Consider the following 10,617-nt stretch of genomic DNA (forward strand, 5'->3'; position numbering starts at 1 on the left):
AATAATTGAGAATCAAGAAGATACGAGGTTAATTAACTATAAAGAGCAAAAGAAAAATGCCCAATTCAGTTGTTTGCTTCCCTAATTAAGTTTTCGGACGGCCTCCCCCCATATCAGGGTCGGCTACCTCCGTAAAGCACGAAGGCGCAATCTGATAAAGCGCATCCAGATTCAGCTGCGCTCCATCTGCCGACTGCAATTCCATTCTATTTGGTCTATCCATATTATCTATATTTTATAAATTATTCTTCATTATTTCCATGTTGTGACAAAAAGAAACGCTTTTGCTTTTCTATTTCGCATTGCAACTCCTCTTCTGTAGGCATAAAAGCCATATATTTAGCAGCAAATAGCTGCTCACTTTCATGCAATACAGAATACTTTGCTATAGTTTTATCAGTTTCAGCACAAAGCAAAATACCTATTGTAGGATTATCGTCTTCCCCCTTAACAAGGTCATCGTACATACGAACATACATATCCAATTGTCCTACATCCTGATGAGTCAGCGTGTGTGTCTTGAGTTCAAACAAAACAAAACGCTTAATACGGAAGTTATAGAAGACAAGGTCGATATAATAGTCACCAGTTTCAGTCTTTATATGCTTCTGACGGTCAACAAAAGCAAAGCCTCTTCCAAGCTCTAAAATAAACTGTTGTAGGTTGTCTATTAAAGCCTGTTCTAACTGTGATTCATCGAACTTCGTATCTTTTCTGAATCCCATAAATTCAGCAATCATTGGATTTTTTATGTATTCCAAAGGATCACTATCATTATAAGGAGCAACAGCTTCTGTCATTTTCATATCTGGATTTGCGCGTTGTGCAGCCAGACGACGCTCGAAGTATTGAGACGAAATATTACGATCAAGAGTTGTAGTACTCCACATCTCTTCAGAGGCATTTTTTAGATACCACATTCGTGCTTCCGGATTTACCACAGACAACAGTCGCCTAATATGTGTCCAATTCAAATTGTGTACGAACTCGTACACTTTTGAATAATCAGGAAATAAAATGTAGAATTTGCGATAATGCTGAAGGTTGCGTTTGCTATAGTTGTTTCCAAATATAGGTATCAACTTTTCTGCAAGTTCTGTAATCAAATGTGTACCATATTTAGCACGTTCATCACCATGCTGTTCCTCTTCTACTATTCGCCTGCCAATACCCCAATAAGTGGCTATAGCTGCTTGTCCCGCAGCAGTATAGGCTTGATGTCTCCCCTGCTCTATTATTTTGCGAATATCGTTTAGAACTTCACTATTATTCTTTATATCAGCCATAATATTCTCCTTTTTTTAAAACATCCATTTCTTTTTCCCACTCAGCAACCTTCTTCTTCAACGCCCGAGCCTCGGCGTTCAGAAAAAGAGGCTGCAGCTATTGACACACGAGATCCTTTAGATAATTTGGTCTTCAAATCATCTATCACCCGTTCTGATATGTTGTTTATAGCCTTAATCAATTCCATGTTCAATTCGTTGATATTTAGAAAGTTACGTTGTTTCTAAGTTTTACTTTATTTATTTTATCCTTCAAAAGTACAACAATATTTTGGAACAAGCAAGAGATTTCTTCAAAAGTTTCAGAAAAAGTTTTTCAGCAGCATGTTGACAAGCAAATGAAATCACCCCAAAATCCGCAACTAAGCCCTTTCAGCCTGTTCAACCGTACAGTTAGAAAAGGTGCCGCATTATTACAACTACCAGCTGATACCGCCTAGCGGACTTGCGTTCTTGAAAAACTAAAAAAGGGTGCGTTATAGACTTATGACACACCCTCTTATATCTTGTCAAGAAAACCTATTAATACTTTTTTGCCAACGACTTCAATGTCGTTTCACACCATCCCCTCGGCAGCTTACTATATTGGGGATTATCACAAGTGATTGATGCGTTTGAGCAATTGTTTAATCTTCCTCTAATTTCTTTATTTCTTCATTCTCCTCAAACTCCTCAATCCATTCCTTCACCTTGGCTTGCAGCAAGGCTTTGTCGGGCAGATAGAGCTGGTAAGCCGCTGCATAGACGTTTGCGTCTTTAGGAAGAGTGAGTTCTACAAGTGCATCGTTTTTCCGTTCGCAAAGCAAGATACCAATCGTCGGTTTTTCAAACTCCTGTTTTATATGCCTGTCATAATAGTTCACGTACATCTGCATTTGCCCCAGATCTTGATGTGTCAATTTGCCCATCTTTAGGTCAATGAGTACATAACATTGCAGCAGGCGGTTGTAGAACACCAAATCAACAAAGAAATGTTGCTCGTCAAAAGTAAACCTCTTTTGCCTTGCCTCAAAAAGAAATCCCTTGCCTAATTCGAGCAAGAACTGTTGCATTTTATTAATAATAGCATTTTCTAACTTCGATTCAGAATATGCTGTATCTGGATTTAATCCTAAGAATTCCAATGTCAGAGGATTCTTTATTACATCAGATGACTTTTCTACTGTTTGCCCCTCTTTAGAAAGTCGCATTACTTCTTCCTTGTTACGGCTTAATACCAAACGCTCATACAGGCAACTCCCCACTTGTCGGCTCAGTTCTCGCACGCTCCAATCTTGTTGTGTCGCTTCAATTTCATAAAAGCGGCGTTCCTCAACTCGCTCAATGCGCATTAGAATAAGATAATGCGACCATGAAAGTTGGAATTTAGGGACTTCATTCAATTGGGGCAACGGTGTTGCCCCAATTTGATATGGACTATATGCCTTATAGAAAAATCTGCATCTCTTTAAGGTATCAACAGTCCATCCGTTTCCATATTCAGCACAGAGTTGTTCAGAAAGTTGCTTAAGCACTTTCTTTCCGTATGCGGCACGTTCATATCCATTCTGCTCATCCTCAACAATGTATTTTCCTATTCCATAATAGGTATATACCATTGCTGTATTAATAGCAGTCTTTGCTTGTTTCCGAGATTTTTCAATCAATTTAGAGATGTGCTCAAAGAGAGCATCCTCACGCTTCTGTATATCATTCATTTTCATCTTCCTACAATGCAATATTATAATATGGGGACAAAAATACAATAAAAAGTTGAAAATAATTAATTTGCTGTTGAATATTTTATTATTTTAGCAGAAATATGTAGATTCTAAGTCCTTAAAAAAATGAATTACCGCCCCAGTTCGTGCATATTTTTAAAGGAACTGTCTTTTCGCTTACGGAGAAAAAGTGGCAATATTGCCAAAAATCTTCGTAAGATATCATCCAGATAGCACTCGATGATATCGAAAATTCAGAACTTAGGGAGCCACTTACTCTCTACAGACACATCAAAGCCAAGATGATAGACGACGACCTGTACTATATCCTTCTTGACGAAGTGCAACTGGTACCCAGATTTGAGGCACTGCCAAAAATCTCAGAAAATACGCAAATCTTTTTAGTGGAAATCTTAGAAAATACGCAAATCTTTTTAGCAGAAATATTAGAAAATACGCAAATCTTCTATAATATTGTAGTAGTTTTACCAACCTTCTATAGAAAATGGTCTCCTTGCTAAGGATTAAAGAGGGGACGTTATATTCTGCGCAAATCGCTAAAAAAGCATAATTGCGGCAGAATATAGTATATTATATTTTGCCGCAAACTATATTTTTTGTACTTTTGCGGCAGAATATAATAAGTTTTGAGACTATGATAGTAGGAAGAAAAGAGGAAATTGCAGAATTAAACAAGTTGTATTACAGTGACCGACCAGAGTTTGTCGCCGTATATGGCAGACGACGTGTGGGCAAAACGTTTCTTATCAAGCAGGCACTGAAGGATCGCATTACCTTTCAGCATACAGGGGTTTCACCAGTTGACCAAACTAGTGACAAAAGTCGGATGAAGGTTCAACTGGAGAGCTTCTATTATGCGCTTCTAAATCAAGGACTTGAGGGATATAAACAACCTAAGTCTTGGATGGAGGCATTCTTCCAGCTGGAACAGTTGTTGCAGCACTTGGATACAGGTGAGCGACAGGTCGTCTTTATAGATGAACTGCCATGGATGGATACGCCTAGGTCTGGCTTTCTTCCTGCTTTCGAGAACTTTTGGAATGGATGGTGCAGTGGCAGAGATAACATCATGCTGATCGTTTGTGGCAGTGCTACCTCATGGATTCTTAGCAATTTGTCGAGAAACAAAGGTGGACTTTATGGCAGATTGACTGCAGAAATCAAACTGTCTCCTTTTACCTTGCGAGAGTGTGAAGAGTATTTTGAGCATACTCAAATCCAAATGAGCCAATATGATATCTTGCAAAGTTATATGGTGTTTGGAGGCATACCTTATTATATAAGCTATTTCCAGAAAGGATTGAGCTTCGAGCAGAATGTGGATAAGATTCTGTTTGGTAGCAAGCCTCGTTTGCGTGATGAGTTCAACCGGCTTTTTGCTGCCATCTTCAACAATCCAGAGGAAAGCAAGAAGGTAGTCAGGCAGTTGGCTACTCGTCATGCAGGTTTCACTCGTGAGGAAATCAGTAATGCCACCGGTATTCCTTTGGGTGGTGGATTAACGAATACGCTTGCAGCTTTGGTAGAGAGTGATTTTATCATGAGATATAATCCTTATGGCAAGGCGAAGAGTGTGGAATGCTATAAGTTGATGGATAATTTCTGCCTTTTTTGGCTGAAATATGTGAAAGCTAATGCATATGATGCAGGATTTGCCAATGATAACATGACTTCTGACATCATGAAGGCTTGGCATGGGGTGGCTTTCGAGGAGGTTTGCTGGCAACATATAGAGCAAATCAAGCGTGCTCTTCAGATTGCTGGCGTCAAATCTTCTGTTTCTGCCTGGAGTGTGAAGGGAGATGATGAACAAGAAGGCGTGCAGATTGACTTGTTGATTCTTAGGGATGACAACGTGGTCAATCTATGCGAGATGAAGTTTGCCAGTGCTCCTTATCATATAAGCAAGGATGAAGAAATGCGTTTGCGCCATCGCATAGAGGCATTGAAGAGCACTTTATCGCCCAAACAGACTGTTCATCTTACGATGATTACCACTTATGGTGTGGCGTATGGCAAGCATAGTGGAATTGTGCAGAAAGAGGTTACAATGGAGAATTTATTTAAGTGATAATATGGATCACCTGCAAAAGCATGTGGCTATGCACAAATTCTAGTGAATCACATCCACACGCTTTTGCAGATGCCCCACTAAAACTCATACTTTTTGCCCAGGATTTTATTGATGCTTTGAATGAGGATATGGTAGGCAGGATTACCCATTGGCCCATGACCATGACCAGCGATTTCATAGAGCTGGGTATCTGGGCGGCCAACAAGGTTCATCATTCGCCACATATAGGCATTCTCCTCATATCTTCCAAACAGTTCGATATTGCGGTCACCCGTTATCAGAATCAGGGGAGCCGCATCCTTTCTGACATGAAAAAGAGGAGCATACTTGTCTATCGTTGGCTGAAGATTATCAATGCCGTTCATCTTACGATAGGCAAAGTGACTGATCATTTGTCCACTGAAAGGTATCAAACCAGCTATTTGGTTGGCATCTACACCATAACGGTCTAGCCATTCCTTGTCCAGTCCAAGCATCGCCGTGATATATCCACCGGCTGAGTGGCCTGAAACAAAGATTTTCTTGCTGCTTCCATTATACTTCTCGATGTTCTTGAATACCCATGCCAAGGCGGCAGCACAGTCATCCAGGCACTGGTCGATGGTAACAGTAGGGAGGAGGCGATAATTGACACCTACAATGGTATAGCCCTGGGACATCAGTTGGGAAGGCAGTTGCTTACTTCCGCTGGTAAGACCACCACCATGATACCAAACGACCACAGGACAATCTTTCTGCCCTTTGCTATAATAGATGTCAAGTTTACAACGCTCATTGACATAATCGTCTTGATTACTCTTATACTGGATGTCGCTAACAATCGTGGCATCTTTGTTGCTTGCGCTTTGCGCACTGATGCTCAAAGTACATATTGCTAAAAGCATCATCAATAACATTTTTTTCATAGTGGTTTTATTTTACCTTAATTCCGCAACACTATTATAAATCAAACTTTTTAAGTACCTGAGCAGCAAAAAGTTGCCCATGGTCTTGCCATGTCGAAGAATTCACTTATCTTAGTGTTGCAAAAAGAAAACAAGAAAATCCGACGATAGACACGGCAAAGATACAAATAAAATCTGAGAAACTCACTCCTTTTGGAGGAAAATTTGCGACCTGTACGGTTGAAAATGGACTGAAAGCCCAAAGAGGGTGTGGCATAAGTCAATAACGCACTCTTTTTTAGTTTTTCAAGAATACAAGTCCGCTAGGCATCCCACCACCCCCGCTAGGCGTCCCGCCGGATTTGAAATCCTAACCCCCGTCAGGCGTCCCGTGGGATTTGAAATCCGGCGTTAGAAAATGTCCTAACCTATTTAGGATCTGCGGATTTGCAATCCGCAGCAAAGGAAGAGACTACTCTATTCTCCTTATATTCTTTATCAACCTTTTCCCTATACCTTATATATAATACAGTATCTCCATTATCTGTTGATAACAAAGAGTTCTCAGGGCTCATGCTGATGAGTTTCATTATCATTATTTTGATGAATAACTTTATCTGCATTTTATTGACTGGACTAGAACACCTATTAACCCATTATCCATTTGCCCAACTTCCCTGATTTTCTTACTGTATAAACAAAGCCCCAGGTAACCGAAAGAAGCAGTATGGTACATACTATCATTTTCACCATCGTATGCAAAGGCAATGACTCGACAAGCATATAGCATGGACCGAGGAAAAGATAATGCGACATCCAGATGCCAAACGTGCAGGTAGAAATGCTGACAGCAAAACGTCTAACCGCAACGGATTGGAAATTCAACTTTTTAACAGCAAGAAAAATTGGGATAGCCATCAACAGTACATTAGGAGAACAATATGTAAAGAACAGTTCCACCATTTCTACAGACTGACCAGGAACCGCTGTTATGGATTTAAAACCGAAGAAAGTTATGCAATAACCTACCACAAAAGAAGGAATGCCAATAACAGCCAACTTTTTCCAACTTAGGTTAATAGTATTGTTTATCATATAATGCCCTAAAAGCAAATAACCGTTGAATCCGGCAAAATAATATAATAGGCCAAACTCATTCCAAGAGCATGTACCCCAAAGATCTTTTGTAAGATATTCCCTTAAATAAGGAATGAAAAGTGAAACAAGCCAAAGAGATAGAAATACTTTCTGTTCTTTTAGCGATGCCTGTCTGACCCATGCTGAGAAAATTGGCATATAAAGATACAGTCCTATAAGAAGATACACATACCACATCTGCACAGCCAACATAGAGAAATTGAAAGGAATCATCAGAAGGTTATGCAAAGCACCGGAAAAAGACTGATCAGGTTCTGCCCACGCAAAGAAATCATTAATTACAGTGGGGGAAAGACCCAACAGTCCGGTTATCCATGGAAAAAGATTATACAGAACAGACCATATAATAAAAGGCACAATGAGTCTGGTCAAGCGTTTTTTATAGAAGGCGGAAATATTCTCTTTTACAGGTAGAAGCAAAGCACCTGTAACCATAACAAACAAAGGTATGGCAGGGCGCATAAATGAACCATAGAAACTGCCCCAAAGATTATACCACGCTCAGAACGTTCAGCCGGAGTAACATTATCTGTACAATGTACTGCTATCATCATGAAGATAGCGATAAATTTCACAAAGTCAAGCCATACAATGCGCTTGTCTTCTTTTTCAATCAGTTGTGTTCTCATTATGTTTTTTACTACACTTTAATTCCGCAATACTATTATAAATTAAACGATTTAGGTGCCTGAACAACAAGAAGTTGTCCAGTATTTTGCCATATCAGATTTTTCACTTATCTTAGTGTTGCGAAAAGAAAACAAGCAAGACTCTGAAATGACATGGCAAAGATACAAATAAAATCTGAGAAACTCACTCCTTTTGGAGGAAAATTTTCGGGTCATGGAGCTATTTGACTCCACATAGTCTTCTGTAATCGGCCCTTGGCGATAAGATGGTGGAGCGTCCTACTGGCAAGGCTCTTGGTGCCCAATATTAATGCGTTTTGAGGTTGTGGCAATGTAACATCAAAGTTATTCAAAGCCTTGCTGGTGTGCTCGTACAGTTGAGCCTTAATAACATGCTCCAATTCCGTGCGGCTCATGTTGCCTTCAATGACCTTGTTGAGATAGAACATCGCAGCGTTTATTGTGTCGCATTTGGAAACAATTACCGTTTGATGTCTCCAAGGAACAAATTGCAGTAAGTCTGGCATTGGGGTTGTTGCATTATCCACCTTTTGTAATTTTGTACCAGCTTGGTACAAAAATTCAATTTGAGAAGAATAGAACAAATACCATTTGCGTATTTTATAGAGATTAGACCATGAAAATCCCTCTGCTTGTGGAAATTCCGCACGCAAGTCAAGGCTCAACCTTGACTGCAGCTTTGAGCTGTGCAATGTGGAAGCGTTTCTTCAGGTCAGACAACCACTTCACATAGTTCTTGTCTGCCATGAAGGAGTCGCTATTCACGAACTGCGGTATATTATCTTTATTTTCCATATCATTACCTTTTTTTGAAATCCTTAGTCTCCTTTATATCAAAGTGTTGCTTCAATGTCTTCAAATTGTAGGCAACTGGCTCTGAATGTTTTCAGGCGAACATACCTTAGATTACGATAGGAACTATGGCTAATGCCATTCGCCTACAAAGATAACTGTTTTTTACGAGAAAACACAACTACGGGGTTGTTTTTCTACATAAATGAGATAGAATTGTGCACTCAACTTCGCCACATCACTATGGCTTTAAACTACCAATTGGTACTACATATACTCCATCTTCACGCTGGAAGGCATAATCACCTACTGCTGTGAGAACCATCAAAAAGGCAGGTTTCTTCATCTTGTCGGTATCTATCTTGGACTGAAGTTTCAAGAGATTGGCTGCACCTTCATTGATTAATCTGTCACCACCTAACTTGATTTCTATAAGCCCATACACTCCTGCTCTAAGATGCAAAACAGCATCACATTCCAATCCACTACTATCACGAAAATGGTATATCTTGCCTTCTAAAGCATCAGCATAAACTCTCAAGTCTCGCATACAAAGCGTTTCAAACAGTAAACCCAAAGTGTTGAGGTCATTCATCAAATCATCTGGTCCCAACTCTAGTGCAGCTGCACCAATCGAAGAATCTACGAAATAACGTGTGTCAGTAGTGCGAATAGCAGTTTTCGAACGCAAGTTGGGATTCCATGCCTGCACGTCTTCTACCACAAAAATCTTTCGAAGGGCACCTAGGTAAGAAACGATAGAGGTTTCATCAAACGATTGTTCCTCATTGTTAGCCAAATCTGCTCTCAGAGCTGCCATAGAAACAGATGTACCTTGGTGGCGAGCATAAGAACGCATCAAGCGACGAGTTCTAAGTTCGTCACGTTGCACATTGTCTGCACGAGAAATGTCGCTCTTTACCACTGCATCCAGATAAGCGTAAGCTTGAGCTAATGCTGGCTTGGTTTTCATGCCTACAGCTTGAGGCCAACCACCACGACAAAGCAAAAAAGCAACATCTTCCAAACTTAATCGACTTGTACCAAATTGCTTTTTATCTCCCTTAATAATGGCAGATAAACTAATATCACCAGTTGACTCACCTGACTCATACAAGCTCATCGGACGCATTCTCAGCCATGAGAACCGCCCAGTACCCGTATGACATAACTGTGAGGAATCGGCAGGAACTGCAGAACCCGTAAAAATAAATTGTCCAATTTCACTACGATGGTCTATCTCAAAACGGGCAGCATCCCACAATTGAGGTGCTTCCTGCCATTCATCTATTAGGCGTGGTGTGGAACCTTCCAACAACAATTGAGGATTGATGCGAGCTAATTCCTTGTTCTGGTTCAGGCGAGAAGGGTCTGCCATATAAAGAATACTCTTAGCTTGTTGTTCGGCCGTTGTAGTTTTGCCACACCATTTTGGGCCTTCTATCAAAACTGCTCCAAAGGCATCTAATTTGTCCTTCAACAATGAGTCTGCAATGCGCTGTCTATATCCGTTCATAATCTTTGAATTTAAAATCTGCTGCAAAAATACAAAAAAAAACTGAAAATCAGGAATCTTTTTAAAGAAATCGGTGATTTGTAGAACTTTCATTCGGTGATTTGTGGAACTTTCATTCGGTGATTTGTAGAACTTTCATTCGGTGATTTGTAGAACTTTCATTCGGTGATTTGTAGAACTTTCATTCGGTGATTTGTAGATTATATCCTCAACCTTGATGCACTGTTTTAGTGCATCAAGAGTGATCACAGCTATCACAATAACAGTTATCACAGTTTTTACGGAGGGGGTATCTGAAGGAAAGGAAAATGTTAAATAGAATTTAACTATAACCTCAGTTCGGGATAAGAAATAGTGCCTAAAAAAGTTGGTAATCTCCGATATTTTTTGTATCTTTGTAGGTGAAATCCAATTAGTTACAAACATAAAAAGATATCATTATGGAGATTACCAAGGACAAAGTTACAGAATTATTTTGTATTATTGATGAATTTTACAAAGTTTTTGATGCTGAAAATGCAGGAAAATTGCTTTTG

The 10,617-nt window shown here is 39.7% G+C and carries 9 protein-coding genes and 2 pseudogenes; 2 read left to right on the forward strand and 9 right to left on the reverse strand.

The features are described from left to right. Window positions 1-85: 85 nt before the first annotated feature. The 3 genes from DW830_RS15940 to DW830_RS14295 all read right to left on the reverse strand — a co-directional run bounded on the left by DW830_RS15940 (window position 86) and on the right by DW830_RS14295 (window position 2,983). Window positions 86-223 (reverse strand): hypothetical protein, encoded by a 138-nt coding sequence (locus DW830_RS15940; RefSeq protein WP_158573510.1) that lies wholly within the window; start codon window positions 221-223, stop codon window positions 86-88. A gap of 19 nt (window positions 224-242) precedes the next feature. Then, complete coding sequence (locus DW830_RS14290) at window positions 243-1,286, reverse strand: YhcG family protein (protein WP_119250357.1); 1,044 nt, start codon at window positions 1,284-1,286, stop codon at window positions 243-245. 626 nt (window positions 1,287-1,912) lie between these two features. Next, entirely contained in the window at window positions 1,913-2,983 is a 1,071-nt protein-coding gene (locus tag DW830_RS14295) for a PDDEXK nuclease domain-containing protein (protein ID WP_410524533.1), read from the reverse strand. Window positions 2,984-3,641: 658 nt separating this feature from the next. Between DW830_RS14295 and DW830_RS14305 the strand changes: the two genes are divergently transcribed. Further along, window positions 3,642-5,078 carry an AAA family ATPase gene (locus DW830_RS14305; RefSeq protein WP_119250360.1) on the forward strand — a complete coding sequence of 479 codons (1,437 nt, stop codon included), beginning with the start codon at window positions 3,642-3,644 and terminating at the stop codon, window positions 5,076-5,078. Between the two features lie 80 nt (window positions 5,079-5,158). Here DW830_RS14305 and DW830_RS14310 read toward each other — a convergent pair whose 3' ends face one another. The 6 genes and pseudogenes from DW830_RS14310 to DW830_RS14330 all read right to left on the reverse strand — a co-directional run bounded on the left by DW830_RS14310 (window position 5,159) and on the right by DW830_RS14330 (window position 10,081). Beyond that, complete coding sequence (locus tag DW830_RS14310) at window positions 5,159-5,986, reverse strand: alpha/beta hydrolase (protein ID WP_233544564.1); 828 nt, start codon at window positions 5,984-5,986, stop codon at window positions 5,159-5,161. Between the two features lie 407 nt (window positions 5,987-6,393). After that, window positions 6,394-6,555 carry a hypothetical protein gene (locus tag DW830_RS15945; RefSeq protein WP_158573511.1) on the reverse strand — a complete coding sequence of 54 codons (162 nt, stop codon included), beginning with the start codon at window positions 6,553-6,555 and terminating at the stop codon, window positions 6,394-6,396. 58 nt (window positions 6,556-6,613) lie between these two features. Next, a pseudogene (locus DW830_RS14320) lies at window positions 6,614-7,752 on the reverse strand (acyltransferase). Window positions 7,753-7,964: 212 nt separating this feature from the next. Then, window positions 7,965-8,465 carry a DUF1016 N-terminal domain-containing protein gene (locus DW830_RS14325; protein ID WP_119250362.1) on the reverse strand — a complete coding sequence of 167 codons (501 nt, stop codon included), beginning with the start codon at window positions 8,463-8,465 and terminating at the stop codon, window positions 7,965-7,967. Then, on the reverse strand, window positions 8,428-8,568 hold the full coding sequence (locus DW830_RS15950) for a hypothetical protein (RefSeq protein ID WP_158573513.1): 141 nt from the start codon (window positions 8,566-8,568) through the stop codon (window positions 8,428-8,430). The genes DW830_RS14325 and DW830_RS15950 overlap by 38 nt, the downstream gene beginning before the upstream one ends. A 238-nt stretch (window positions 8,569-8,806) precedes the next feature. Beyond that, on the reverse strand, window positions 8,807-10,081 hold the full coding sequence (locus DW830_RS14330; RefSeq protein WP_119250364.1) for an ATP-binding protein: 1,275 nt from the start codon (window positions 10,079-10,081) through the stop codon (window positions 8,807-8,809). Between the two features lie 440 nt (window positions 10,082-10,521). On the opposite strand from DW830_RS14330, the pseudogene DW830_RS17185 reads away from it, so the two are divergent. Beyond that, window positions 10,522-10,617 (forward strand): annotated as a pseudogene (locus DW830_RS17185) (IS982 family transposase); the annotation flags it as partial.

The organism is Prevotella sp. AM34-19LB (assembly GCF_003468525.1).
In the GTDB taxonomy this organism is placed as follows: Bacteria; Bacteroidota; Bacteroidia; order Bacteroidales; family Bacteroidaceae; genus Prevotella.

Coding starts and splice junctions, on each gene's coding strand:
- DW830_RS15940 (WP_158573510.1), bottom strand. CDS start 223: ATGGATAGACCAAATAGAATGGAATTGCAGTCGGCAGATGGAGCGCAG.
- DW830_RS14290 (WP_119250357.1), bottom strand. CDS start 1,286: ATGGCTGATATAAAGAATAATAGTGAAGTTCTAAACGATATTCGCAAA.
- DW830_RS14295 (WP_410524533.1), bottom strand. CDS start 2,983: ATGAATGATATACAGAAGCGTGAGGATGCTCTCTTTGAGCACATCTCT.
- DW830_RS14305 (WP_119250360.1), top strand. CDS start 3,642: ATGATAGTAGGAAGAAAAGAGGAAATTGCAGAATTAAACAAGTTGTAT.
- DW830_RS14310 (WP_233544564.1), bottom strand. CDS start 5,986: ATGAAAAAAATGTTATTGATGATGCTTTTAGCAATATGTACTTTGAGC.
- DW830_RS15945 (WP_158573511.1), bottom strand. CDS start 6,555: ATGAAACTCATCAGCATGAGCCCTGAGAACTCTTTGTTATCAACAGAT.
- DW830_RS15950 (WP_158573513.1), bottom strand. CDS start 8,568: ATGGAAAATAAAGATAATATACCGCAGTTCGTGAATAGCGACTCCTTC.
- DW830_RS14330 (WP_119250364.1), bottom strand. CDS start 10,081: ATGAACGGATATAGACAGCGCATTGCAGACTCATTGTTGAAGGACAAA.